At 32.6% G+C, this 26,388-nt stretch carries 28 protein-coding genes; 16 read left to right on the top strand and 12 right to left on the bottom strand.

Annotation, left to right across the window (positions count from 1 at the left end):
* Nucleotides 1-540 precede the first annotated feature (540 nt).
* Both AAC024_RS07865 and AAC024_RS07860 read left to right on the top strand, forming a co-directional pair.
* The gene (locus AAC024_RS07865) at nucleotides 541-2,226 is read left to right on the top strand and encodes a M23 family metallopeptidase (protein ID WP_339894738.1); all 1,686 of its coding nucleotides are present in this window, start codon (nucleotides 541-543) and stop codon (nucleotides 2,224-2,226) included.
* Nucleotides 2,180-4,699 (top strand): TonB-dependent receptor plug domain-containing protein, encoded by a 2,520-nt coding sequence (locus tag AAC024_RS07860; RefSeq protein ID WP_339894737.1) that lies wholly within the window; start codon nucleotides 2,180-2,182, stop codon nucleotides 4,697-4,699. The genes AAC024_RS07865 and AAC024_RS07860 overlap by 47 nt, the downstream gene beginning before the upstream one ends.
* A 103-nt stretch (nucleotides 4,700-4,802) precedes the next feature.
* Here the strand turns inward: AAC024_RS07860 and AAC024_RS07855 are convergent, their stop codons facing one another.
* Nucleotides 4,803-5,948 (bottom strand): cysteine desulfurase family protein, encoded by a 1,146-nt coding sequence (locus AAC024_RS07855; protein ID WP_339894736.1) that lies wholly within the window; start codon nucleotides 5,946-5,948, stop codon nucleotides 4,803-4,805.
* A gap of 299 nt (nucleotides 5,949-6,247) precedes the next feature.
* Here AAC024_RS07855 and AAC024_RS07850 point away from each other — a divergent pair, with 299 nt between their 5' ends.
* Nucleotides 6,248-7,171 (top strand): hypothetical protein, encoded by a 924-nt coding sequence (locus AAC024_RS07850; RefSeq protein WP_339894735.1) that lies wholly within the window; start codon nucleotides 6,248-6,250, stop codon nucleotides 7,169-7,171.
* Nucleotide 7,172: 1 nt separating this feature from the next.
* On the opposite strand, the gene AAC024_RS07845 is transcribed toward AAC024_RS07850, so the two are convergent.
* Both AAC024_RS07845 and AAC024_RS07840 read right to left on the bottom strand, forming a co-directional pair.
* The gene (locus AAC024_RS07845; RefSeq protein ID WP_339894734.1) at nucleotides 7,173-7,730 is read right to left on the bottom strand and encodes a Smr/MutS family protein; all 558 of its coding nucleotides are present in this window, start codon (nucleotides 7,728-7,730) and stop codon (nucleotides 7,173-7,175) included.
* Between the two features lie 2 nt (nucleotides 7,731-7,732).
* The gene (locus AAC024_RS07840; protein WP_339894733.1) at nucleotides 7,733-7,921 is read right to left on the bottom strand and encodes a hypothetical protein; all 189 of its coding nucleotides are present in this window, start codon (nucleotides 7,919-7,921) and stop codon (nucleotides 7,733-7,735) included.
* Nucleotides 7,922-8,091: 170 nt separating this feature from the next.
* Here AAC024_RS07840 and AAC024_RS07835 point away from each other — a divergent pair, with 170 nt between their 5' ends.
* From AAC024_RS07835 to AAC024_RS07825, 3 genes are all read left to right on the top strand, one after another.
* Entirely contained in the window at nucleotides 8,092-9,852 is a 1,761-nt protein-coding gene (locus tag AAC024_RS07835; RefSeq protein WP_339894732.1) for a T9SS type A sorting domain-containing protein, read from the top strand.
* Nucleotides 9,853-9,920: 68 nt separating this feature from the next.
* Nucleotides 9,921-10,196, top strand: a complete 276-nt coding sequence (locus AAC024_RS07830; protein WP_339894731.1) for a DUF2752 domain-containing protein — start codon at nucleotides 9,921-9,923, stop codon at nucleotides 10,194-10,196.
* Nucleotides 10,197-10,205: 9 nt separating this feature from the next.
* Complete coding sequence (locus AAC024_RS07825) at nucleotides 10,206-10,532, top strand: CCC motif membrane protein (RefSeq protein ID WP_339894730.1); 327 nt, start codon at nucleotides 10,206-10,208, stop codon at nucleotides 10,530-10,532.
* An 80-nt stretch (nucleotides 10,533-10,612) separates the two neighbouring features.
* On the opposite strand, the gene AAC024_RS07820 is transcribed toward AAC024_RS07825, so the two are convergent.
* From AAC024_RS07820 to AAC024_RS07800, 5 genes are all read right to left on the bottom strand, one after another.
* Nucleotides 10,613-11,074 carry a DUF5362 family protein gene (locus tag AAC024_RS07820; protein WP_339894729.1) on the bottom strand — a complete coding sequence of 154 codons (462 nt, stop codon included), beginning with the start codon at nucleotides 11,072-11,074 and terminating at the stop codon, nucleotides 10,613-10,615.
* 9 nt (nucleotides 11,075-11,083) lie between these two features.
* Nucleotides 11,084-12,364 (bottom strand): ornithine--oxo-acid transaminase, encoded by a 1,281-nt coding sequence (gene rocD / locus AAC024_RS07815; RefSeq protein ID WP_339894728.1) that lies wholly within the window; start codon nucleotides 12,362-12,364, stop codon nucleotides 11,084-11,086.
* A gap of 165 nt (nucleotides 12,365-12,529) precedes the next feature.
* On the bottom strand, nucleotides 12,530-12,913 hold the full coding sequence (locus tag AAC024_RS07810; protein ID WP_339894727.1) for a DUF6768 family protein: 384 nt from the start codon (nucleotides 12,911-12,913) through the stop codon (nucleotides 12,530-12,532).
* Nucleotides 12,903-13,457, bottom strand: a complete 555-nt coding sequence (locus tag AAC024_RS07805; RefSeq protein ID WP_339894726.1) for an RNA polymerase sigma factor — start codon at nucleotides 13,455-13,457, stop codon at nucleotides 12,903-12,905. The genes AAC024_RS07810 and AAC024_RS07805 overlap by 11 nt, the downstream gene beginning before the upstream one ends.
* A 250-nt stretch (nucleotides 13,458-13,707) precedes the next feature.
* A complete protein-coding gene (locus tag AAC024_RS07800) occupies nucleotides 13,708-13,875 on the bottom strand; it encodes a hypothetical protein (RefSeq protein WP_339894725.1) in 168 nt (55 codons plus the stop codon).
* 310 nt (nucleotides 13,876-14,185) lie between these two features.
* On the opposite strand from AAC024_RS07800, the gene rlmD reads away from it, so the two are divergent.
* From rlmD to AAC024_RS07765, 7 genes are all read left to right on the top strand, one after another.
* Nucleotides 14,186-15,598 (top strand): 23S rRNA (uracil(1939)-C(5))-methyltransferase RlmD, encoded by a 1,413-nt coding sequence (rlmD, locus tag AAC024_RS07795; RefSeq protein WP_339894724.1) that lies wholly within the window; start codon nucleotides 14,186-14,188, stop codon nucleotides 15,596-15,598.
* Between the two features lie 71 nt (nucleotides 15,599-15,669).
* On the top strand, nucleotides 15,670-16,230 hold the full coding sequence (locus AAC024_RS07790; protein WP_339894723.1) for a DUF6452 family protein: 561 nt from the start codon (nucleotides 15,670-15,672) through the stop codon (nucleotides 16,228-16,230).
* On the top strand, nucleotides 16,196-16,927 hold the full coding sequence (locus AAC024_RS07785) for a DUF6048 family protein (RefSeq protein WP_339894722.1): 732 nt from the start codon (nucleotides 16,196-16,198) through the stop codon (nucleotides 16,925-16,927). The genes AAC024_RS07790 and AAC024_RS07785 overlap by 35 nt, the downstream gene beginning before the upstream one ends.
* Nucleotides 16,928-17,107: 180 nt before the next feature.
* Complete coding sequence (locus tag AAC024_RS07780) at nucleotides 17,108-17,995, top strand: dienelactone hydrolase family protein (protein ID WP_339894721.1); 888 nt, start codon at nucleotides 17,108-17,110, stop codon at nucleotides 17,993-17,995.
* A gap of 56 nt (nucleotides 17,996-18,051) precedes the next feature.
* Nucleotides 18,052-19,098, top strand: coding sequence for a DUF6090 family protein (locus AAC024_RS07775; RefSeq protein ID WP_339894720.1), 1,047 nt, complete (start codon nucleotides 18,052-18,054; stop codon nucleotides 19,096-19,098).
* Entirely contained in the window at nucleotides 19,098-19,469 is a 372-nt protein-coding gene (locus AAC024_RS07770; protein ID WP_339894719.1) for a hypothetical protein, read from the top strand. The genes AAC024_RS07775 and AAC024_RS07770 overlap by 1 nt, the downstream gene beginning before the upstream one ends.
* Nucleotides 19,470-19,691: 222 nt before the next feature.
* A complete protein-coding gene (locus AAC024_RS07765; protein ID WP_339894718.1) occupies nucleotides 19,692-20,204 on the top strand; it encodes an exonuclease domain-containing protein in 513 nt (170 codons plus the stop codon).
* Between the two features lie 546 nt (nucleotides 20,205-20,750).
* Here AAC024_RS07765 and AAC024_RS07760 read toward each other — a convergent pair.
* Nucleotides 20,751-21,914: a THUMP domain-containing protein gene (locus AAC024_RS07760; protein WP_339894717.1), complete on the bottom strand. Its 1,164-nt coding sequence runs from the start codon at nucleotides 21,912-21,914 to the stop codon at nucleotides 20,751-20,753.
* Between the two features lie 208 nt (nucleotides 21,915-22,122).
* Between AAC024_RS07760 and AAC024_RS07755 the strand changes: the two genes are divergently transcribed.
* The 3 genes from AAC024_RS07755 to AAC024_RS07745 all read left to right on the top strand — a co-directional run bounded on the left by AAC024_RS07755 (nucleotide 22,123) and on the right by AAC024_RS07745 (nucleotide 24,179).
* A complete protein-coding gene (locus AAC024_RS07755; protein WP_339894716.1) occupies nucleotides 22,123-22,854 on the top strand; it encodes a class I SAM-dependent methyltransferase in 732 nt (243 codons plus the stop codon).
* A gap of 118 nt (nucleotides 22,855-22,972) precedes the next feature.
* Nucleotides 22,973-23,647 (top strand): ZIP family metal transporter, encoded by a 675-nt coding sequence (locus AAC024_RS07750; RefSeq protein WP_339894715.1) that lies wholly within the window; start codon nucleotides 22,973-22,975, stop codon nucleotides 23,645-23,647.
* A 103-nt stretch (nucleotides 23,648-23,750) separates the two neighbouring features.
* Complete coding sequence (locus AAC024_RS07745; RefSeq protein ID WP_339894714.1) at nucleotides 23,751-24,179, top strand: DUF4268 domain-containing protein; 429 nt, start codon at nucleotides 23,751-23,753, stop codon at nucleotides 24,177-24,179.
* 275 nt (nucleotides 24,180-24,454) lie between these two features.
* Here the strand turns inward: AAC024_RS07745 and AAC024_RS07740 are convergent, their stop codons facing one another.
* From AAC024_RS07740 to AAC024_RS07730, 3 genes are read right to left on the bottom strand one after another with little or no spacing between them, the layout of a single operon-like run.
* On the bottom strand, nucleotides 24,455-24,949 hold the full coding sequence (locus tag AAC024_RS07740) for a GNAT family N-acetyltransferase (protein ID WP_339894713.1): 495 nt from the start codon (nucleotides 24,947-24,949) through the stop codon (nucleotides 24,455-24,457).
* Nucleotide 24,950: 1 nt separating this feature from the next.
* Complete coding sequence (locus AAC024_RS07735; RefSeq protein ID WP_339894712.1) at nucleotides 24,951-25,577, bottom strand: hemolysin III family protein; 627 nt, start codon at nucleotides 25,575-25,577, stop codon at nucleotides 24,951-24,953.
* Nucleotides 25,578-26,255, bottom strand: coding sequence for a DUF4294 domain-containing protein (locus AAC024_RS07730; protein ID WP_339894711.1), 678 nt, complete (start codon nucleotides 26,253-26,255; stop codon nucleotides 25,578-25,580).
* Nucleotides 26,256-26,388 lie beyond the last annotated feature (133 nt).

The raw sequence follows: 26,388 nt of genomic DNA, 5'->3' as shown, positions 1-26,388 counted from the left end.
TATAAATTACAATTGTTTTCTCATAAAATTTTAATTAAATTAAGTTCAACATATAATTATTTGGGCGTTACCCACAAGGGGTCGGGCTTTCCGTTACAAGTCCTCGCTCCGTACCTCCGCTGTGGGCTATCCACTTCAATCCCTAACGCAGGTAAATCCGCCAAAATAAAGGTCACACCAAAACATCAAGTTACTTTGCCATAGACCGAATTTTATTAAAAATGTACTAAACAAATAGCATTGAATAGGCATTTTTAGACATCCAACTCTCAGTAATTAAACTAAAGATCCCGAAATAAATTCGGGATGAGTTCAACTAACTATTTTGAATTCGCCCTAGGGCTTTTCAAAATAGAGTTTCACTAAGATGGCTTGATTTTTGTTTTATTCTTTGTGTTTTCATAGCAAATTAATAATTTAGCCACAATACCAAATGAATTTTACAATGATTAACAGTAAATTGGAGTTATCTTTTCTTTAAATGAAATAGAACCGAATTCAATCAGTTATTTTGAAGCTTATTTGGTATAAAACACATTTATGCGATATATACTGTCCCTCTTTCTAGTTTTTTCCTGTTTTTTAGATGCTCAAAATAATTATCCACAGGATTATTTTAGTAAGCCTCTTGACATACCCTTGATATTATCAGGCACTTTTGCTGAGTTACGCTCTAATCATTTTCACTCAGGATTAGACATAAAAACCCAACATCGTACAGGCTTAAAGGTAAAAGCTTCAGCACGTGGTTTTGTAAGTAGAATAAAAGTAGCGCATTACGGTTATGGGAAAGCATTATATATAACTCACCCTAACGGATATACTACAGTTTACGCGCATCTCCAAAAATTTTCGCCAGTTATTGAAGCGTATGTAAAAGAACGTCAGTATCAAAAAGAATCTTATGAAATTGAGTTGTTTCCTAAAGCGGAAGATTTACCAATTCTAAAGGACACCCTTGTAGCTTACAGTGGGAATTCAGGTGGTTCTGGTGGCCCTCATTTGCATTTTGAAATTAGAGACAAACAAGAACGCCCAATGAACCCGATGCTTTTTGGGATTCACACAAAAGACACTAGCAATCCGGTAATAAAATCTGTTTACGCTTACCCTTTGGGTCAAAATTCATTTATAAACGCATCAAACACAAAACAAAAACTAAGATTAACACCTTTAAAAAACGGCGATTATTCTGTTGAAAGTATTCAAGCCATAGGAAACATAGGTTTTGCCATTGACACCTACGACAGGCAAGATTTAGCAGCAAACTCAAACGGTGTTTATAACATACAAACCATTATTAATGGTAGTAAAAATTTTGAAATTGATTTTAATCGCTTTTCGTTTGATGAAACAAAACACATTAATCAGCTCATTGATTACGAACACTTTTCTACAAAAAAACAGCGTATTCAAAAATTATTTAGAAAAAACAACCCTTTAAGTCTTTTTAAATCTACACTAAATGACGGTGTTATTAAAATTGAAGATAGTACCTACTCTATCTACAAAATAAGAGTTGCTGATTATAAAAACAATGAATCTTGGGTTACTATACACATAAAAGGAGTGAAAAATAATATAGTAAAACCTAAGGAAGAAAAAGTTACGCCATATTTTATTAAAGCTAATCAAACTACAAATTTAAAAGAAGGTGTTGTTTCTGTTGATTTTTACAAAGACACGTTTTACGATGATTTCTATTTAGATTTCGAAGTGAAAAATGACACGCTCAAACTTCATAAAGATGTGAAGGCTGCTAAAAAGAATTTCACCATAACTTATGACGTAAGCAAATATTCAAACGAAGACAAAAACAAACTCTACATTGCAAGATTAGTTGGTTATAAAGATTACATGTCTTACACATACACCAAAAGGAAAAACCATTTATTAATAGCTAGCACAAAAAAATTAGGCACTTATGCACTTGCTATGGATAGTTTAAAACCAACTGTTTCTGCTGTAAACTTTAAGAGCAAGCAATGGCTAAGTAAGTACAGGTTTTTAAAAGTTAAAATTGATGATGAAGGTTCAGGAATATCAAATTACCGAGCTACAATAAATGGAAAATGGATTTTAATGGAGTACGATTACAAAACAAAAACACTAACTCACGATTTTAATGATGGCGTTATAACAGATACTAAAAACAATTTAAAAGTAATTGTTACCGATAATGTTGGAAATAATTCTACTTTTGAAACGTTATTTTATAGAAAATAAACTTTTTACACTTTTGAATAAAAAACAACTACTAACCACTATTTTATTTTTTTTAGTACTAACTTTTAGTTTTGCTCAAAATGCTACTATTAAAGGGATTATTCTAGATGAAAACAATCAACCTCTTGAGAAAGTAAGCATAAAAACTGAAGCTAACGGAACAGAATCGAATGCAAACGGATTTTATATCATTACAATTCCTGCAAACAAAGATATGACTATAGAATTCACCCACCTTTCTCATAAAAAAGTGGTGAGTACTTTTAATTTAAAAAATGGGGAAGCGTTTGAATTCAATCCAGTAATGAGTACTTCTGTTGAACAAATAGCAACGGTTATTGTTAATAGTAATAGGCGAAAAGAAGTTGAAGGTATTGTAACCATAAAACCAGATGTTATTAGAAAAATACCTGGAGCTAATGCTGGTGTTGAAAATTTACTTTTAACTTTGCCTGGAGTTAGTAATAATAATGAGTTAAGCACACAATATTCTGTTCGTGGCGGAAATTATGATGAAAATTTAGTTTATGTAAACGGTATAGAAGTGTATCGTCCGTTTCTGGTGCGTTCAGGTCAACAAGAAGGTTTAAGTTTTGTAAATACGGACTTGGTGCAAAATGTAGATTTTTCTGCTGGTGGTTTTCAAGCTAAATATGGCGATAAATTATCATCAGTTTTAGATATTACCTATAAAAATCCTTATCAATTTGAAGTTAATGCTGATTTAAGTTTACTAGGTGGAAGTCTTTCTGTTGAAAACATAAGTAAAGATTCTAAGTTTTCCGGTATTGTTGGGCTTCGTTATCGTGATAATAGCCTTCTAGTGAATGCTAAGGAAACCGAAACTAACTTCAGACCAACATTTGCTGATGCCCAAGGGTATTTTACCTATAGGTTTTCTAATAAATTTCATTTAAGTTTTTTAGGAAGTGCGTCAATAAATAAATACAATTTTGAGCCACAAACGCGTCAAACTAATTTTGGAACATTAAGCGATCCTGTGGCATTATTGGTATTTTATGATGGGCAAGAAAAAGACAGATACCAAACGCTTTTTGGTGCATTTAAAGGCTCTTATTTTGTAAATGATGATTTAACGCTCCATTTAATTGCTTCAACATATCACACCACGGAAGAAGAGTACTTTGATATTTTAGCTCGGTATCGATTAGGTGAAGTTAATAGCAATATTGGAGATGAAAATTTAGGCGAAGTTGAATTTAGCCAAGGGATTGGTAGTCAACTTAACCACGGAAGAAATGATTTGGACGCACTTATTACCAATATAGAACATAAAGGCGATTTTAAAGTTAATGACAATAGATTTGAGTGGTCTGTAAAATACACAAATGAAGATATTAGAGACCGTGTGATTGAATGGGAAGTTATTGATTCGGCAGGTTTTTCAGTAAGACCTCCAAGAACATTTCCTAATAATCAACCTTATGAATCTTTCTCTGGTCCTTTAGAACCTTTTCAAAACGTTAGAGCTACTAACAATACACAAATAAACCGATTGCAGGCCTATGGACAATGGAGTAAGCGAAGCACTTTAGGAACTAGCGATGTTTGGTATAATGCAGGAGTTCGTGCTCATAGCTGGTCTGTTAGTGGTGATGGCATTTCATCATCCAATCAAACGGTATTTAGCCCGCGTGCTCAGTTTGCTATAAAACCCTATTGGAAAAAAGAAATGCTTTTTAGAATTGCAGGAGGTTTATATTATCAACCGCCTTTTTACAGAGAACTTCGAGATGCCAATGGCGTCATTCAACCCGATGTAAAAGCTCAAAAATCATTTCACTTGGTTTTAGGAAACGATTATAGTTTCAAAATGTGGAACAGACCTTTTAAGCTAACTTCTGAAGTATATTATAAAAACTTATCAGATGTTAACCCGTACACACTTGAGAATGTTCGTATTCGTTATAGAGCTAATAATAGTGCCAAAGCTTATGCTTATGGGTTAGACATGCGCTTAAATGGTGAGTTTGTACCAGGGACAGAATCTTGGTTTAGTTTTGGGTATTTAAAAACCGAAGAAAATATTAATAACAGAGGTTATATTTCTCGCCCTACAGACCAGCGTTTAAAATTCGCAGCGTTATTTCAAGACTATGTACCGAATATGCCAAATTTAAAAATGTACTTAAACTTGGTTTTTAATACAGGACTACCAGGAGGTTCACCTAGTTACGCTGACCCTTATGAATTTCAGAACAGACTACCGTCATACAAACGTGCAGATTTAGGTTTACAATATGTTTTAATAGATTCGAAAAAACAATTCAATACCGGTTGGAAAAAACCCTTTAAAGCCCTTTCATTTGGTTTTGAAATATTCAATATTTTTGATATTCAAAACTCTATTACCAATACTTGGGTAAGGGATGTTAGTAGTAAAAGACAAATTGCTATTCCTGATTTTTTAACACCTCGTGTTTTTAATGTTAGAACGACTATGAAGTTTTAATTATTCCAAATAAACAGAGTTCGATATAAGCAAATAGATTGATTTTTTTTATCAACCCACCCCTTAATCCCCTCCAAGGAGGGGAAACTCATATTCTACAAACTTAGGTTATAAATTCTTTTAAAACATCAATAACATAATCAATCTCTTCCTTCGTGTTATATACACTAAATGAAAACCTAATCGATGGTTTTTGTAAATCATTATCATTTAAAATTTCGGTTAACACATGTGAGTTTTGAGAACTTCCACTTTGGCACGCACTCCCTTTAGAACACGCTATACCTTTTAAATCTAGTTGAAATAATAACATTGCTGCTTTTTTTGGAGATATGGGCAAGCAAATATTAACAAGCGTATAAGTACTTGTATCTAAACTTTCAGAGCAACCATTAAGCTTTACTTCTGGAATAACTTTTTTTATACCATCAATAAAATACTGTTTCAATTCTTTTATGTATAAAGATTCTTTAGTTAATTTATCATAAGCCTTTTTTAAAGCAACCTCCATACCTACAATGTTATGAATGCATTCGGTTCCTGCACGTAAACCACGCTCCTGCTCTCCTCCAATAATTAATGGTTTTAGTCCAGAGTTTTTCCTAATAAAAGCAAAACCTACGCCTTTTGGTCCATGAAATTTATGGGCAGATGCGGCTAAAAAATCAACTTGTATATCTTGCAAATCCATTTTGTAATGTCCAACAGACTGCACAGCATCCGTATGAAACAAAGCGTTGTATGTCTTACATAAGCTAGCAACTCCTTTTATATCAAGAATATTCCCTATTTCATTATTCACATGCATTAGCGTAACCAACTGTTTTTTTGTCGAATTAGCTAATAAACTCTCTAAATGAAAAGGATTAACACTACCATCATCTTCTAACTTTACGTATTCTACATTAATATCATAATCTTTTACCAATTGATCTATAGTATGCAAAACAGCATGATGCTCAATTTTTGATGTAATAATTTCTTTAACACCTAAATCTCTAACTACACTTTGTAACACTAAATTATCAGCTTCAGTACCTCCAGAAGTGAAAATAATTTCACTTGCAGACACATTTAAATAACGCGCAATAGTTTTTCTAGATTTTTCTACCAAGACCTTAGAAGATCTTCCAAAACTATGTGATGATGAAGGATTCCCAAAATTATTTTTCATAATTTCACAAACAACATCAATCACTTCTTCGCGTATAGGCGTAGTAGCGGCATTATCAAAATAAACTGATTTCATTTGGTGATAAATTTTTAAGATGAGTGCTATTTAATAATTAACAGCCTTTAAAGTTCAAAAATACTCGAAATAAAATTATTATCAATCATACCAAATAAACTTTAAAATGATTGATTATAAATTTGAATTATATTTTCTTTAGATGAAAAACAAAATATAAGCATAGCTATAGTTACGGTTCTATTTTATATTGAAATATAAGGGAATAGAAACGAATTTTGTCAGTTATTTTGAACTTTATTTGGTATTACTACGTTATAAATATCAATTCCATTATTTTTGCCTAAAACCCAAATACAATGCGTCAATTATTTTTTATTTTTTTAGCCTTAAGCTTCCTGTCTTTAAATTCTTGTGATGATGGTGATATTATTGATTTTGTACTAGATTTTGACGACACTTTTGAGGTTTGTGGTGATACTGATTTGGTTTTTTATAAAACTAAAAACGACCCCTCTGAATCATTATCTTTAAAATTAAATAATGTTACGTTAAATGACATACTTGATGTTGATGATTTAGGCGTTTTTGAAAAAACATATACCTTAAGTACTTCAAACCCTTTTAATTATCGCACGTACAGCAATACGACTTTACCAAGTGATTTATTTTGTAACGCTATCCCAAACTCCGAAGTTAATATCACACAAGATATTGAAAGTACTAGCGGTACTGCAGATTTAAAAACGGTTTTAACTGAAGATGATAATGATGATGTTCCTGCCAATTTAGAAGATAGAAATGGTAATGATGACCTAGAAGACGATGATACAGATGGTGATGGCTTACCTGATTATATTGATGCTGATGATGATGGTGATAATATTTTAACTAGAAATGAAAACCCAGACCCGAATGGCGATGGTGATTTAAGTGATGCCCAAGATACAGATGAAGATGGTACTCCAGATTATTTAGATACTGATGATGATGGTGATGGTATTGATACAAGAGATGAAGAAAATGATAGTCAGGACCAAAACCCAGCAAACGACATTACAGTTAGTGAGTTTGGTCCAGATTATTTAAATAAAGATGTTGCAAATATAGGGGCTCCTGTTGCGACGGCTTATAGACAACATACCATAACCCAGACCTATGTGGTTACACTTACAATATCTGATTTTGATTTGGAATTGATTTCTGTTGATGTTTTTGATTTTGGTGTTTTAGAAGATAGTTCAACCTCTGAAACAAGAACAGTAACACCAGATTTTCCTTAATTTAAGAAACATTTTGATAAATATAAACTTCGGTAGCTCCTAAACCATATTTTTGGTAATTGGCATCGTAATACTTTACATTATCATAACGCCCAAATAAATATTCTAGCTCCATTTTTAAAACGCCCTCTCCTACACCGTGTATAAATACTATTTTTTGAATCCGTTTGTTAATAGCAAAATCTAATTTTCGCTTAGCAGTATCTAATTGAAGGGTCAGCATATCATGATTTGACATCCCTTTTGCGGAATTCACCAATTGATTGATATGCAAATCTACTTCCATGGTAGGCTCATATCTATCTTTGGCTTTCTTTTTAGTTTGCTGCTTTCTTTTAGGAGTTTCCTTTTCTGAAACAACATCACTTATATCAGAATGTAAAAATAGTTCAGACTTTAAATCCTGCTTTTTTTGTTGCTTAACCAACTCGTCGCTTTTAAAATCAATTAAAAAACCATCTTCAGTTTCAATAGAAATCGTATTGCCAGTTATCTGTTTTATAACTCCTGATAAATCCTCATCTAAAACCAATACATAATCCCCCAATTTATAACTCATAGCTATTCTTTTTCTGGGTTATCCATATCATCATTAGTTTTACTTGCTATCGTTTTAGATACTCTATAAATACCTATCATTAGCAAAACTATACCGCCTATTAATATATATTGGTTTTGGTCTGCACCAACTTTAGCGTACATCGCTACAAAAGCGCCAACAATAATTAAAATATAATTTAAATATTTCATTTTAAAAAGTAACAATAGTTAAGCAAGCAAATTACGCTAAAAATTAGATTTTATAATCCTAAATATTTATTAATATAATCGTTGAAATACCGACAAAGCACATTTAACACCGTTGAAATACATTATTTATTAAAAATTTAATATATTTGCGCCTTAAGCCCCAAAATTGCATGCATAACAAATTAATCGTTTTAGTATTGTTTCTGTGTAACCTAAGTTTTTCTCAACTTTCGGTTCGTAATAGTGCCTACGTGTTTGTAAATGATGAAATTGTATTCGTAGAAGATGATATCAATCTAAACGAAGCTCCTAGTAGCCTATATCTGCGTAACGAAGCTCAAATCATTCAAGGCACAGGAACTACAGGAAACTCTGGTCTTGGCGAATTAAGTGTTTACCAAGAAGCTAATGTTGGTGAATATGAATATAATTATTGGTGCTCACCTATTGGAAGTAAAACAAGTAACTCCATAAATAACCCTTTTGGAATTTCTTTTTTGAATGATGTTACGGGTTTAATTACTTCTACTCCAGCAACTTTTGTAACTACCTCAACTTATAATGGAACCTCTAGCCCTTTAAATATAGAACCGTATTGGGTTTGGAAATTTATAGCTTCTGATAACTACGCTGATTGGGTTCATATCCAAAGCAATACTTCAATTAACCCTGGAGAAGGTTTTACAATGAAAGGCACCATAGGTTCTGGAGATGCACAACGTTATGATTTTCGAGGAAAACCCAACAACGGCACCATAGCTGTTAGCGTTTTAAATAATCAATTTACATTGGTTGGCAACCCATATCCTTCGGCATTGGATGCTGTGGCTTATATACACGATACTCAAAATGCAGCGGTTATTAATGGTACATTGTATTATTGGGAACAAGATCCTAGCACAAATTCACACTATATAAATGAATACAATGGAGGTTATGCAACTTATACTATAAATGCTGCAGGAACCGTTGAAACATTTATTTCTGCTGTTTTTAACACGTACAACGGAGATGGGTCAATTAATATAAGTAATACGGGTGCTGGGAGCAAAACCGCTAGACGCTATATTCCAATAGGGCAAGGTTTTATGGTTGAAGGTACCGCAAATGGTGTGGTTAGAGCAAAAAATGCTCACCGTTTTTACACCAAAGAAACCGCAGCCAATAGCGAGTTTTTTAGACCTTCTGATACAAAAGGGGAAAGCAAGAAAAACAAAACTATTTTTTCAAAAACACCAGTTGAATATAAACGTTTTAGGCTGAACATTGATTTTAACAATAATTACACGAGGCAGCTGGTACAAACTTTTCATCACACTGCAACAAATGGATTTGATTATGGACTAGAATCAAAAATAAACACAGGTGATATTTTAACTTCTGATGCCTATTGGACTATAGATAATGACGCTTATCTTGCTGAAGCATTAGCCTTTAATGAGGAGCTTAAGATTCCAGTGGTTATTAAGCTTGCGGCTGATTCACCTATTAGAATAAGAATAGCAGATATACAAAACTTTGAAAACAGTAAACCCATTTACATACATGATATTGAAAAGGATACGTTTATCAATCTGAAAAACCAAGATTTTGAAGTTAATCTTGAAAGCGGGCTATATACCAATCGCTTTGAAATTACTTTTAATAATACTGTTTTAAGCAATACTGATGAAACTTTTAAGAATTTAAAAATTTTCCAAAACAATAGAACAGCCCAACTTAAGTTGTTGAATACCAAGAATCTTGAAATAGAATCGTTCAATTTATATGATATTTCTGGAAAATTAGTGATGAGTGAACGTATATCTTCTTCAAAAAGAAAATATACCTTTTCTACAAAATCATTAAGTACAGGTATATATATTGTTAAAATTGAATTGCAAGACCGTAATATTTTTAGCAAAAAAATTGTGGTTAGTAACAAAAATTAATAATTCTTCTCTATACTTACGTCGTAGCTTTTATTATTTTAGCTTATTACAAATTGGCTTATTCAAATATGGAAGATTATATGTTACCTTGTTTAAACAAAAAATTCTTTGGAATTGAATGCTTGGGTTGTGGTTTACAGCGTGCCATAACATTAATTTTTCAAGGTGAATTTGTTGCAGCATTCCAAATGTACCCTGCCATTTACAGTTTAATAATTCTTTTTATATATATTGGCATCAATATTTTTTTTAAATTCAAACATTCAAATAAAATTATTGGAGCACTTGCAATACTAACAGTCGCTACAATTATTATAAGTTATATTATTAAACTAATCAATTAAAATTAACACATGGAACAACAAAAACTCAACCCAACTCTTGTTTACGTTTTAGCTATTTTAGGTCTTTTATGCTGCTGCTTTGGCGGTTTTGGATTCATATTAGCTGGGATAGCCTTTTTTATTGCATATAGTAAACTAAAGCAAGCAAAATTAAACCCAGAAGACTACGAACATTCTAGTATAAAAGCTATGGACACAGCTAAAACTGTTGCTTTAGTGATATTGGTAATAAACATTTTATATCTTGTTTATACTATTTATCAATTATCTACCATTGGATGGGATGAAATGATGAGAAAATCTCAGGAGATAATGGAGCAATACCAAAACCAATAATTGAAAAACAATTATTCTATATTAAAAACGGCGACCAATTGGTCGCCGTTTTTAATTCTTCATTTTAAATAAAATCATAATTAACTAAAAAATGCAGCGCTAGCCATAGCTCCAATGAAAATTAACAAATAGATAGATATTATAACCAAGGCAAAAATTCCCATAAATTTATAATGTGCCTTTAGGTTTGAAAATGCCGATTTAAAATCCTCATTATTTGATGTATTTAAAGCCCTTTTCATCTTTCTAGAAAAATTGAATAAATAGTAAACTGGAAAAAAATACACCAATGCCAATACTACATAAATTAGGCCAAAATAACCCATTGAGAAGCCCATTGCTGCGTAAGGGTTAGCGTCACCCACTTGGGTTGTATTACTCATAATAGCTCCAAAAAATACTCCAAAAATTAACATTAAACCAATTCCTACATACCCAAGAATAGATAAAAAATAAGACCATTTTGATATTTCTTTTAAATACCCTTTAATCTCTTCACTCACTTCTAGTTCAAAGCTTTCAAAAGCCGATTTTTGTTCCATATTATTTATTTAATTCTCAAATTGTTTAAGCGTCTTAACTATAATATTTACACAGTCCAATAATTGATCTTCAGTCATCACTAACGGTGGTGCAAAACGAATAATATTACCATGGGTTGGTTTAGCAAGCAAGCCATTATCACGTAAGGCTATGCAAATATTCCAAGCAGTATTACTTTCTTCAGAATCATTTATAACAATGGCGTTAAGCAAGCCTTTACCTCTAACTAAATTTACAATATTACTAGTTTCTATAAATTTATTTAATTCACTTCGAAATAAATTACCTAGAACAAAAGCGTTTTCAGCTAGCTTTTCATCTCTAACAACTTCAAGAGCAGCCATAGCTACTGCAGCAGCAACTGGGTTTCCACCAAACGTACTTCCGTGGTTACCAGGTTTTATAACATTCATAACGCTATCATCTGCTAAAACTGCAGAAACAGGATAAACACCGCCACTTATGGCTTTTCCAAGAATTAAAACATCGGGTTTTACATCTGGAGTATCAGAACAATTTTTATTTTCGCAAGAACAGTTTCCACAAGTTGCTAATAAGCGTCCTGTTCTAGCAATACCAGTTTGTACTTCATCAGCTATAAACAATACATTATATTGTTCGCACAATGCTTTTGCTTTCACCAAATAGTCATCATTTGGCACATAAACCCCTGCTTCACCTTGAATAGGTTCTACAAGAAAACCAGCGACATTTGGATTGCTTTTTAATACGTCTTCCAAAGCATTTAAATTATTATATTCAATTTTGATGAATCCATTAGTATATGGTCCGAAGTTTTTACGAGCTACAGGGTCGTTTGAAAATGAAATAATGGTTGTTGTTCTTCCGTGGAAATTATTTTCACAAACAACAATTTCTGCTTTGTTTTCATCAATACCTTTTACTTCGTAAGCCCATTTTCTGCAGATTTTCAAAGCCGTTTCTACAGCTTCTGCACCTGTATTCATTGGTAAAAGTTTATCAAATCCGAAAAATTCGCAAGCAAATTTCTCATATTTACCTAGCATATCGTTATGAAATGCTCTGGAAGTTAACGCTAATGTTTGCGCTTGTTGCACCATGGCATTAACTATTTTTGGATGAGAATGCCCTTGGTTTACCGCAGAATAAGCAGATAAAAAATCATAATATTTTTTACCTTCTACGTCCCATACATACACACCTTCTCCCCTGTTTAATACTACAGGTAACGGATGGTAGTTGTGTGCACCATACTTGTTTTCTAAATCGATCGCTTGTTGCGAAGTTAATTGGTCTAAAACAGCCATTTTAAAAAAATTTAAAAGTTTATACCCAAACAAATGGATATTTAAAAAATAACCATTCCTTCTGTACCTTTATCCTTCCGAAAAGTATCGAAAATTCAGCGTGGGAGAGAAATCATCCCTAGGAGGTGCAAAACTAGTAAATATTAATTTCTTGAAAAAATGTTATTAAGACATTCTTCCAGATAAAGACGAAATCTGTATCTCTAAACGCTTGATTTCCCGTAATAAAGCATTTTTATCCATTTGCATCCAAGCAAATATTTTTAACATACTAACGCCAAGCAAAAAGACAATACCTCCTAAACCCCATTTTAATAAATCTTTGGTTGCTTCAACACTAAAAAACTGCACTAAACAATAAATAAATAATCCGAAAAAAATTAAGGTCATCACATTCATCATAACCATAATCCATTTATTTTTTCCCTTAAATAAACCATATACCATTTGAAGTACGTTTTGTTCCTCTAACTCATCATAGAATTTAGACTCTTCTTCTGTGAGTGTTTCTTTTATTAATTTGTCGATATCTTCTATATTATTTTTCATAGTTATATTGTTTTAAAAGTTGTTTTAATTTTTCTCTTCCGTGAAACAGCCTCGATTTAGTTGTACCAACAGATATATTCAAAGTGTTACTGATTTCTTTAAGTGAATATCCTTCTGTATAAAATAGTTTTATGACGACTTGTTGATGTTGGGGCAATCTTTTAAAAACTTGCAATAGCCTTAGTTTTATTTCAGTATTAGCATCCCAATCATGCTCAACATCAACTGTTTCTTGTTCATATTTTATTTGCTCAATATGCTTTTGTGCTCTTTTATTTTTATTAATCCAGTCCATTGAATTATTGTACACAATACGCAATGCCCAACTACCAAAGTTTTCGGCTTTTTTTAATGTATCTATTTTTTTAATGATGACACTCCAAGAATCTTGAGCAATATCTTTAGCGACATCGGCATCTTTAACCAACCAATAGGCTTTTTCACAAAACGTTTTGTGCCATTGTTTTACCAATTGGTTTAGTGCTTTTTTATTCCCTGATTGGAATTCTAAAACTAAATCGCCATCTGATATATTTTCTTCCACCTATTATATAACAATTATCATTGTTGTCCGACTAAAAATAGTTCGTTTAAAGAAAACCTTTGCGAACCCTAAGTTTTCAGGGCTTATAAAAAAGAGAGGCTTGCTTTTTGCGATTACTGAAAAATTTTATTTTTTAGAAAGTTATGAATTTAAAAATTACTGTTTATCAATTAGTTACAATCAAGTCTTTGTTCTTGGTTCTAACAGCGAAGCGGTCTTGATTCTTTAATCGGACACTACTAAATAATTATTATTTCAGAATATATCTCCAAATACGCACCCAAGTATTCCATTTAGTAAATTTATCAACTTCTTGAAAATTGTTTTCAATCGTATCAAAAGCGTTTTCTATTAAAGCATCATGAAGCCATCTAATTATAATTAGCCATTTTAAAGTTGATAACCCTTCCGTATTCATAATGGTGCTATGTTTACAACATGCATTCTACATTAAAGACGACAAAAAACTAAAAAGGTTCATTTTATTTTAATTGAATACCAATCTAACTCTAAAATGTCGTGTTCTTAAATTTGAATTATTTTTTGTCAAGATGACTCATAAAATCAAAACATAGCCTAAGCTACGGTTTTAATTTCTAAGGAAATATGGGCGAAAAAGAAACAAATTATATGCGATATTTTAGAGTTAGATTGGTATAGAATGAATTTCCACTAAAGTTAATGGAAATAAAGTCATGTTTATTTAACATGATTATTATTTTTGCAGCATGTCTAGAAAAAAAGCAAGAAAACAAGTTTTTGAGAATGTAGAAGTTATTGATGCTGGTGCTAAAGGCAAGACCATAGCTAAAGCACCAGATGGAAAAGTAATTTTTCTACCTAATGCTGTACCTGGTGATGTGGTTGATGTGCAAACCTTTAAAAAGCGTAAAGCCTTTTATGAAGGAAAAGCTACAGTGTTTCATAAGCTTTCAGACAAAAGAACCGAACCTGCTTGCGAACATTTTGGAACCTGTGGTGGTTGCAAGTGGCAAGATATGGGCTATGAGCATCAATTATTTTACAAGCAAAAAGAAGTTACTAATAACCTAACACGTATTGGCCATATTGAACTTCCTGAGGTCACGCCTATTTTAGCAGCTGAAAATCAATATTTCTACAGAAATAAAATGGAGTTTTCTTTTAGTGATAGCCGTTGGTTAACCCTTAAGGAAATTCAATCTGATGAAGATTTAGGAGATAGAAATGCTTTAGGATTTCATATCCCAGGCATGTGGGATAAAATTTTAGACCTAAACACATGTCATTTACAAGCGGATCCTTCAAATGCTATTAGAAATGCAGTGAAGCAGTTTGCTATTGAAAACGATTTAGAATTTTTTAATACTAGAAACCAGACCGGATTGTTAAGAACTATGATGATTCGTACATCTAGCACAGGCGATATCATGGTGATGATTCAGTTTTTTAAAGAAGATAAGTCTAAACGTGAATTAATACTCGATTTTATAGCTGAAACCTTTCCGCAGATAACGGCTTTACAATACGTTATTAACGGAAAAGCAAACGATACCATTTACGATCAAGACGTGATTTGTTATAAAGGTGCCGACCATATTTTTGAAGAAATGGAAGGTTTAAAATTTAAAATAAACGCTAAATCGTTCTATCAAACCAACTCAGAACAAGCTTTTGAACTTTATAAAATAACACGAGATTTTGCGGGCTTAACAGGCAGCGAATTGGTTTATGATTTATATACAGGAACTGGAACCATAGCGCAATTTGTTGCAAAACAAGCCAGTAAGGTAATTGGTGTAGAGTCTGTCCCTGATGCTATTACAGCAGCTAAAGAAAACGCACAATTAAATAACATTAATAACGTTGAATTCTTTGTTGGTGATATGAAACATGTTTTTAATGATGACTTTATTAAAACACATGGACAACCTGATGTTATCATTACCGATCCGCCAAGAGATGGTATGCATAAAGATGTTGTACAACAAATATTAAACATTGCTCCAAAACGCGTGGTTTATGTAAGTTGTAATAGTGCTACCCAAGCCAGAGATTTAGCTTTAATGGATACGACTTATAAAGTCATAAAAACCCAAGCTGTAGATATGTTTCCACAAACATTTCATGTGGAAAATGTTGTACTTTTGGAACGCCGATAAGCCAATAATTGGCATTTATATAAAATAGATTGTTGTTCTTGTGAAAATAAGGATTCTAACAAAATTAAAAAATGAAGTATTTTAAAGTTTTAATAATTCCAATTTTATTGATAGCTGCGCTATCAATAAGCTGCGAACGCGACGATATTTGTCCGAATGCAACAGCCACAACCCCAAGATTAATTATTGATTTACTGGATGCTTCAAACCCAGATGTTGCAAAAAACGTGTTTGATTTGATAGTTGTTGGAGTTGAGAACGATATGCTTTTAGAAGATCCTGTACCCGAATATGTTTTTACAGATACAGACAACCTTGTTTTGCCATTAAAAACTACAGATAATACCACGGAATACATTCTTATAAAAGAAGCTACTACAAATGATAATGGCACTCCTGATGATACTACTGATGATACTACTGATGGAAACTATGATAGAATTATAATTAATTACAGCCGCGAGCAAGTTTTTGTATCTCGTGCTTGTGGTTTTAAAACTATTTTTAAAAATGTAACACTCACCATTGAAGATGTAAATAATGATGGTAGATGGATGCTATCAAGAGAACCTTTAACCGATAATCAATCTGTAGAAGATGAGACAACAACACACTTTAATGTATCGCATTAGTAGCATAGCTTGTATGCTATTTTTCTGTGTGTTTGTTCATGCACAAAATGATAGTATTGTTAGTACAGTCAATGATTCTACTAAAATTAAACTCAAGTACGGGCTTCGTATAGGTGGCGATATTGGAAAGCTTATTAGAACATCTGTAGATAATGACTATACAGGTTTTGAAATTATGGCAGATTATCGCTTAAAAGAGAAAATGTATATTGCTGGTGAAATTGGTTTTGAAGAAAAAAACACCATTAATGATTATTTAAACATCACCACGAAAGGAAGTTATATAAAAGGTGGTGTTGATTTTAATATGTATGAAAACTGGTTGAATATGGATAATATGATTTATGCTGGTTTCCGAGTTGGAGCAAGTACTTTTAGCCATGATTTAAATAGTTTTCAAGTATATAGCATAGACCAATATTGGGCGCCACAACTTACCTCAACTACTAAACAAGAACTTACCGGACTTACTGCGTTCTGGGGAGAAATTATATTAGGAATGAAAGCCGAAATCCTCAATAATCTATATTTAGGCTTAAATGTGCAGTTAAAGATATCTGCAAGCCAAACGATTCCTAACAATTTTGATAACGTGTATATACCTGGGTTTGGTAAAACTTACGATAGTAGTGGTATTGGTGCTGGTTATAGTTATTTTTTGGCTTATAGGGTGCCGCTTTATAAGAAGGTTAAATAAGTCTTGACTTAGGTAATATAACACAAATCCTTTCTTGTTTTTTTTGTTTTTGGTCTTAAAAGTATTTAGCTTTTTGATCCATTGAATGTTCATGTTTTTGCAAAAAAAGAATGAATATCTTTATATGCATAATTATCATTTATTAACTATCTTTAGAACAACACATTAAAACCAAATATCATGAAAAAACTTAAAAAGGAAGATGTAAAACAAGAGGTGTTTGATTTATATGATGATTACGCTCATAATAAAATTGGTAGACGTAAATTTGTTGAAAAATTAGGCCTTTATGCTATTGGTGGTATTACGGTTTCTTCATTATTGAGTTTTATTACTCCTAACTACATAGATAATCTTTTGGTACAACCAGATGATGAACGTTTAAATTCTAAGTACATAACTTATGAGTCTCCAAAAGGGGGCGGTACAATAAAAGGGTTGTTATCTAAACCTGATAATACTACAGGTAAATTACCTGGTATTGTTGTAGTACATGAAAATCGAGGCTTAAATCCATATATTGAAGATGTAGGTAGACGCGCTGCTCTTGAAGGATTTATAACCTTAGCGCCAGATGCTTTATCACCTTTAGGTGGTTATCCTGGGAATGATGACGAGGGTAGAGCGTTACAAAAACAACGTGATAAAAAAGAAATGCTCGAAGATTTTATTGCTGCCTTTGATTATCTAAATAATCATGAAAATTGTAATGGGAAAATTGGAGTTGTTGGATTTTGTTTTGGAGGTTGGATTTCCAATATGATGGCGGTAAAAATTCCAGATTTAGGGGCAGCAGTACCTTTTTATGGTCGGCAACCTTCAGATGAAGATGCTGCAAAAATAAAAGCGCCTTTATTATTACAAAATGCAGGATTAGACTCTCGTGTTAATGCAGGTTTACCTGCTTATGAAGCTGTTTTGAAAGCACAACATATTGAATACACTTCTCATATATATCCTGAGGTAAATCACGGCTTTCATAACAACACGACACCAAGATATGATGAAGCAGCAGCTACTTTAGCTTGGGAACGCACCATTGCTTTTTTTAAAGAACATTTAAAATAGTTAAAATAGCTTCGCTTATAAATCAAAATACTGGATTAAGACCAACCTCTTAATATATGATAAAATACTTTCGAAAAATTCGTCAAGAACTTCTTAATAAAGGGAAAACTACGAAATACCTTAAATATGCTATTGGAGAAATTGTACTTGTTGTTATAGGTATTTTGATAGCATTAGCTATCAATAGTAAATACAACGATGCACAAAATGAAAAGAAAACTCAGACCATTCTTAAACAAGTTCAAAAAGAACTGCTCACAGATATTAAGGAAGCAAAGCGCATATTTGGCAAAAAACTTCAATCAGTTTCATATGTGCAAAATATTCTGAATAATAAACTTACGGTAGAATATTTTAAGAAGAATCCCTTAACTGTTTTTTTTTCATATCGGATGGTCTCTTTTAGCAATAAAAAAACAGGTTATGAACGATTTAAACAGAACCTTGAAAACTTACCTGAAAAATATAACATATTGCTTCCTTACTTTAATCAATTATTTAGGGAATATCAAAACGAATTAGACGACTACAACGAGGCTATTAAAGATTATGCGAATAATGAAAGATATGATGATTTTGAAACGAACCCTAACAGCTACCTGTGGTATACAGATAGGGTTTATGATGACGATGAAGCTAAAACAATTTTAAATGACCCTTATTTAAAAAACAAAATTATAGGACATGCTTTTTATTTAAATCGTATATCTCGTTCTGCAAATGATTACCGTATTTTGAGTATTGAATTTTACAAAAAAATTGATATGTTATTAGGAACCCAACCAACGTACTATCCTGATATATTGTCTACAATTCCAAAAGAAAATGTCCTAAAAGATATTTTAGGTAAATACACAAAAATGGGAAATGAAAATCCTGCTGAAATAACTATAACATTATCAGATAAAAAGGAATATTTAGAAATAAACCATTCTGAATTTGGGGAAATGAAGGTGTTTTGGAATGGTGACGATTACTATTTTATGGAGAAATATGAAGCAACATTTAAACCCTATAAAAATGAAAAAGGACAGCAGGTTTGGGAAGCAACTAATGAGTTATTAAAAACCATATATATAAAAACAAGTGATTTAAATTTGTGATGAAGGATAATTTAATATTAAAACATAACATAAAAAAAACTTTAATATTATTAGTCATAGTTCTAACATCGAATTTAACTGAAGCGCAATTTATAAAGGAAAAATCAATAAACGCTCAAATTGGATTTGGATTTAGTTTTCCATATAATAGTGCTGATGATATAGGTGACGATGGTGTTTTTGCTCAAGGAGAACTCGTATTAAAAGTTGCTTCTTGGATTGAACTTAGACCTTATGCGGGTATTATTTTGACAAATTCAAACGGGAAAGACCTTAATGACAATCCAACAGATGAGATAGCTGAATCAAAATCTTTTTTATTGGGTGGAAAAGCAAGAGTTAGAGCCCCGCTACCGCTAAGCTCTGCTTAGTGGCGTAACAGAAATAACAAATCCAATACCCTAAACCTATTTTAGGGTTAATGTAAAATAAGTAGTTTTTAGGATGACAAAATCTTGCAGCCACTAAGCGGAGCTTAGCGGTAGCGAAACAGTTTAATAAAGTAATTCAAAAACTAGAAGAAGAATTCTTTGTAAAATTATAGAACTAAACTACAAACATAAATCCATAACTTCACTCCCAAAACCCAAACCATGTCAAACACGTTTGCAGCCATAGATTTCGAGACCGCAAAAGGACACCACATTTGTTCTGTTGGCATTGTAACATTTAAAAATGGTGTTATTATAGACGAGTTTCATGCGTTAATACAACCACCAAACAACGATTATAATTGGCACAACCAACAAGTGCATGGTATTACTGAAGTCGATACTAGATTTGCACCCGACTTTATAGGGGTGTATCCTGAGATTAAAAAACGTATTTCTGGTATGGTTACCGTAGCACACAACGAGTCTTTCGACAGAACCGTTTTACTAAAAACGATGAAAGATTATAACATTCCGCTTACAGATGTAATCATGGAAGCGCGTTGGGAATGTACGCTTAAAATTTATCGTAAAAAAGGCTACAAACCTGCAAAGTTAGATGCCTGTTGTAAAGTGCATCATATTGCTTTAAAACATCACGATGCCTTGTCTGATGCTCGTGCTTGTGGCAAGTTGTTTTTAATTGCTCAGTATGAGCGGTTGCCTTTGTTTTAGGAGTATACTTTGTCATTTCGATGCTAGGATAAATCGCATAGTGAAGCTAAAATAATGATGATGAGATTCCTCCTAACGTCGGAATGACAAAACGGTTCTGATTGGGGTATTAGCAATTTAATTTTTAAATGTCGCGAAAAAAAGTTGTATTATTTTTTTCATTTTTAATGTTATGTTGATAGAACATAACAATTGATAAGCTTTTAAACTACCCACCCCTTAATCCCCTCCAAGGAGGGGAAACTCATACGTAACAGTTTCCCTCCTATTAAGGAGGGATTAAGGGAGGTGTAAAGTATTAAGTCAAAAGAATAAATTATTGCGATGTTTGAAGGCTAAATTGGTATAAAGTCTAAATTGATGCGAAAAACACAAATAAAAACTTCAATGTCATGCGGTCCCGAAAGCTTTCGGGATTGATTCAGCATCCCATAATATAAGGTTGGATTCCGATTGTAGTTTGGAATGACAAGGTGTGTTAATTAAGCCGTATTGGCATATCAAAATGCTAACATATATTCATGAGATTCCCGCATCCGCAGGCATTTAGTCCTTATTCATATACTTCCCCTTCTTACTCCCTGCATACATCACATATTTAACCAAACGCGCTTCTAGTTTAGCGTTAAATAAATGTATTTTTCTTGAAGGTCGTAATCCAACATGCTTTAAGGCATCAAGGTTTGAGGTAATAAACCAAGCATCGGTACCTGGATAGTTTTGTTTAAGGGTATCGCCAATGTTGGCGTAGAACTCTTCCATGTCGATATTTAAACGCTCGCCATAAGGTGGGTTAAATACCATGTGTAGTTTATCGTCGCCCCCTTTTTGGGTTTTAAAGAAATCTTCATGTTTTACCTCTATAAAATCTTCTAATTGAGCATTTTTTACGTTTTCTATAGCTTTGGATACGGCACTTGGTGCTTTATCATAACCTGTAATTTTATGATGAAAATCTCGCGTTTTACCGAGTAAGGATGCTTCAATTTTTTCAAACAACTCCACATCCCAATCGTTCCAACGCTCGAAAGCAAATTCTTTACGCATTAAGTTTGGTGGGATATTACAGGCTATCATTGCGGCTTCAACAAGCATGGTGCCCGAACCACACATAGGATCCATAAAATCGGTTTGCCCATCCCAACCTGATAACATAATTAATCCTGCTGCCAAAACTTCGTTTATAGGTGCAATGTTGGTGGCTGTTTTATAACCGCGTTTATGCAAAGAATCGCCGGATGAATCTAAAGATATGGTACATTTTCGTCTATCAATATGGACGTTTATTTTTAGGTCTGGGAATTTTAGGTCTACGTTTGGTCGTTGCCCGTCGGTTTCTCTAAATTTATCAACAATAGCATCTTTTGTTTTTTGTGCGATGTAAAGCGAGTGCGAAAACAAATCTGAATGAATGGTTGCATCGATAGCTAAAGTCCCTGTGGGTTTTAGATATTGAGACCAATCCATAGCATAGACTTTATCGTATAAATCTTGCTCGCTATTGACGTTAAAAGAATGGATGGGTTTTAAGATTTTAACGGCTGTACGCAATGCTAAATTACTTTTATACATAAAGCCTTTATCGCCCGAAAAAGACACATTGCGAATGCCCGTTTTTACATGTTGCGCACCAAGTTGTGTGAGCTCATTTGCTAATAAATCTTCAAAGCCAAATAGGGTTTTGGCCACCATGTTGAAATTTTCTTCCATTTTTTACGTCTTATAGACTATTTTAAATCTAATAGGTTGCAAAAATAACGTAATTTTGCGGCAAACGTAAAGTTTATTGATAATTCGGGTTAAGGATTGCAGTGGAAAGCCCACAGCACCTTTTTTGGTGCGAGGACTTGTAGCGGAAAGCCTGACCCCCCGTCCCGATAGCTATCGGGATTCTCGGGGGTAACCCCAACCAAAATATATGACTAACAACACAAAAACTTGGTTTACCTCTTGGTTTGATACGCCATTTTACCACATTTTATATAAGGACAGGGATGATACGGAGGCTCATGCGTTTATGGATACGCTTTCGGGTTATTTGAATATTCCAGAGCATGGAACGATACTGGACTTGGCTTGCGGAAAGGGACGACATGCGAGATACTTGAATAAAATTGGGTATGATGTTACGGGTGTGGATTTGAGTGATAATAGCATTGCTTTTGCAAAACAGTTTGAAAACCACCGTTTGCATTTTGAGGTACACGATATGTGTAAGCCTTACCATAAACAGTTTGATGCGGTGTTTAATTTGTTTACTAGTTTTGGATATTTTGAGGATGATGGAGATAATTTAAAGACCATTGAAGCTATAAAAGCGGAATTAAACGAATTTGGTTTTGGGGTTATTGATTTTATGAATAGTGAATTTGTGATTGATAACTTGGTACCTGAAGAGGTTAAAACGGTTGATGATATTGATTTCCATTTAAAACGTTACGTGAAAGATGGATATATTATAAAAGATATTACTTTTACGGCTGATGATAAGTTATACCATTTTCAGGAGCGCGTGCGTGGGTTTAATTTAGCTGATTTTGAATCGCTTTTTGAACAGGCTGGGGTATATTTATTAGATGTTTTTGGCGATTATAAATTGAATAAATTTAATACCAAAACATCTGAACGTTTAGTTCTAATTTTTAAATAGCCAATAATTGGCTTTTAAGTATTATCACTGTTGCGGATCGATAATCGACATTTAATTATTATTTCTGTTGTGGGTAATTATTAATTGGTTTTATGATATTGAATAGTATTTTTTTAAAATGAATAAATTTCTTTTTCCTATACTGGCGGTTGTTTTAGGTTTTATTTTAGCCTTGATTACTAAAAAACAAAAGTCTTGGAACACCAAGCTTCTACTCTCTTTTAGTGGTGCTTTTTTATTAGCTTTAACGCTTTTTGAATTACTTCCAGAGGTTTATAGCCACTTAGACACTAAACTTACCGGACTGTTTATTATGTCCGGTATTTTGCTGCAAATTATTTTGGAGTTATTCTCTAAAGGTGCGGAACATGGGCATGTGCATATTCATAAACACGATACAGCTTTCCCGTGGTTGTTGTTTATTAGTTTATGTATTCATAGTTTTTTAGAAGGGTTTTCTATTCATGACCATAACGATATGGTTTATGGCGTTTTGGTGCATAAAATACCCATTGCGACCTTAATTACCCTGTTTTTATTACAGTCTGAATATACTAAAATACAGGTTGCAAGCTTTTTATTGGTGTTTGCTTTAATGACACCGTTAGGGACTTGGATTTCGCATACATCCATTATGATGGCGGATTACGCGCATATTATTAATGCGATAGTTATTGGGATATTTTTCCATATTTCTACCACTATTCTATTTGAAAGTGGCGAAGGGCATAAATTCAACTTATCTAAGTTTATTTCCATTATACTTGGGGTTGGGGTGGCTTATTTGATATAGTGATTTTTTTTATTTCCGCGAAGGCGGAAATCTCATGAATCGAAACTAAAATATATTTAAAAGATTCCCTTCTGCAAGGGAATAGAAAAAGATAATACTTTCAATGTTTAGCAAAGAAGAATCGCGCATATTAAGACAAGAATTTTGGACAAGTTTTGGAAAATCGTTTCCACGGAAATGGATTTTGTACGATACCAAACTGAAAGGTCTTAGTTTTAAATTTCATTTTGATAATAGAACTGCTCTAATTGCTTTAGACTTAGAAGATGATTTAGAAAACCGTATTAATTATTGGGAACAGTTAATCGCCTTAAAATCGATTCTTCTAGATGATTATTTACCTGAAGCGATTTATGAAGAGGCATATTTTTTAAATAATGAAAAAGAAATTTCTAGAATCTATGTGTCTTTAGAACAAAAAGTATCTATTCATAACAAGAACTCATGGCGCGATGTTATGGAGTTCTTCAATGAAAACATGAGCTTATTCGAAGCTTTCTTTGAGGAGTATAAGGCCATTATTGAAGGGTAGAATAGTATTATTAACATCATTGAGCTATTACGCAGAGTCACACAGAGAACCCCTGAGTTACGCAGAGCGTTTCCTATTAAATAATGACATTTAGAATTTCGATTAAAAGCACAATTATAAAATGTTCTTAAATTACTCCGTGTATCTCTGCGAAAACTCTGAGAAACTTTGCGTTACATTTTTTCTTGTAGAAAGGACATGTACAAAGTATAAAATAGTAAAGGTTTCTATTCTTTAACGAAAACAACCGAATACTGAGAACTGAGACTGAGAACTTATAATCTTTTCACCATCTGGTAATCATCCATAACAAATCCGTTACCGATATCTTTAACCACAGAACCAACATTAATAAAACCAAGTTTTTCATAAGCCTTAATAGAATTCGTATTGTTTTTGTTCACCGTAAGCATGATGGTTTTTAAATGATATGACTTCGCTTTTTCTTCAATAAATTGCATGGCTGTTTTACCAATCTTATTTCCTCTATAATCACTTAGCACATAAATTTTACTTAAAAACAACCACTCTTTTTCTTTTCTAATCGAAATATAGCCAACATTGATTCCATCAAATGTTAATACAAAATATTCAAAACCCTCTTTTTCCACTTGTTTTGAAATAGCTTCGGCAGATTGATATTTTTTAAGCATATGTTCAACTTGACCAATGCCTGTAATAGGAATATAATGTGCTCTCCAAATAGAATCTGCTAAGGTTTCTATTTGCTTATAATCAGGAGTGGTATTTGCTTTAGTAATTTCTATCATATTAAATAACATAACCAAAAATCATAAAGAAGTGAAAAATAGCGCCTGCTAACACAAACAGGTGCCAAATAACATGATTAAATGGTATTTTATGAATGGCATAAAAAACAATACCAACGGTATAAGATAAACCTCCTGCAAATAGCAATAAAATACCATTATCTCCAATGGTTTCGGATAAATTAGAAAAGTCAAAAACAACCAGCCAACCCATTACTAAATAAAGTAGCGTTGAAAATATTTCGAACTTTCCAGTAAAAAACAATTTTAAAATGACACCAAAAGCTGCAATTCCCCATACCACAAAAAAGAGCGTCCACCCTAAAGTTTGTTCTAAAGAAATTAAACACACAGGCGTATATGTTCCTGCAATTAAAAAGTAAATACTAATGTGATCTACTATTCTAAAATAATGCTTTCGCTTCTCTTTTTTGGCAGCGTGAAATACTGTTGAGGCACTAAATAAAATGATTATAGAGATGCCATAAACAATAACACTAAACAAACTCCAATCTGTTTTATTGGAGTTATAAACAATTAGCAGAACCAATGCCGCTATACCAAATAAAGCCCCAATAGCGTGTGTTATAGTATTAAGTTTTTCTTCAAAAGGTGATTGGATGCTCATTTATTCAGGTGTTTTTTGATGAATCCATTTGTTGGTTAAATCGTAGAAATCAAATTCTATAGCAGAATCTTGTCGTTCTAATCGCCCACTTTGGAAATTACGTTGCAAGACATCTTCAATTAAATAATCTTCTTTTTCGTTTAGTGGATCAAACTCACGTTTTAAAGAAATATCGAACATGCTAGCAGTTGTATTGTACCAAAAGGCACGCCAACCACTTCGTAATTCTTTTATTAAATTAAAGGCTGTTTTTCCAGTTTGTCTATGTATTAATTTAACTAAAATCTGCCCTTCGGTACGGGTCATTTTTTTTAGTTCCTCAGAAAATTCACCTTCTATATATTTTTGAATTTGCTTCGTGTAGCGCTTTTTATCACGTTTTTTTGTAAGTGTTGCTAACCGGGCATTCATAGAATCTAATCGTTCAGCTGCCATTTTTGCATACGGATACACTTTAATGGTTTTTCGTCTTAAAATTAAATAACGAATTCTATCCTTTTTGCTATCAAATTTAAGCTTATGCAAAAGCATCACCTCATCTAAATCTATATAAGTTCTAGGGACTGAATCGCCTTTAATAATAAGATATTTATTAGGTATAGAATCTTGTTCAATGACTTTCACCTGAGCACATAAAATCAAAGGAAAAACTATAAGTATGTATTTTAAGTAGTTCATCAATAAAACACTGGAGCATTTAACATGTCAAAATTACTAATTTACAGTGATAAACCTTATATTCTCAGCAATATTATATGATCCCAAATAAATTTTAAAATGATTGATAATAAATTTAAGTTCTATTATCTTA

Source organism: uncultured Algibacter sp., from assembly GCF_963976535.1.
Lineage (GTDB): Bacteria > Bacteroidota > Bacteroidia > Flavobacteriales > Flavobacteriaceae > Algibacter_B.
This window is presented reverse-complemented; position numbering and strand designations above follow the sequence as displayed.